The sequence below is a fragment of the Crenobacter sp. CS_VA4 genome (genome assembly GCF_055597485.1).
The window spans coordinates 1-257 of sequence record NZ_JBVMAE010000143.1; the positions used below are offsets into that span (position 1 = coordinate 1).

Annotated in this window: 1 protein-coding gene; it reads right to left on the reverse strand. The window is 63.4% G+C overall.

Features of this window, described 5'->3' with window-relative positions:
- The coding region (locus ACZ2IA_RS23070; RefSeq protein ID WP_470294913.1) for an ABC transporter permease subunit at nucleotides 1-257 on the reverse strand (257 nt) is incomplete at both ends.

The following is a 257-nucleotide window of genomic DNA, read 5'->3' on the forward strand; positions in this document are numbered from 1 at the left end:
GCCGCGGTAAAGGCCTTCAGACCGATCAGGAAGCCCATGTAGTAGTGCGCCTGGTCGTAGTTGGTCGCGACCATCACTCCGGCTATCGCACCGAGCGCCGAGCCCATCACGAAGGTCGCCGAGATCACCTTGTTGACGCTGACGCCCATCAGGCCGGCCACCGCCGGGTTCTGACTGGTAGCGCGCATCGCGCGTCCCAGCTTGGTGCGTTCGACCATCACCAACAGGCCGGCCATGATCACCAGACACAGCACGAT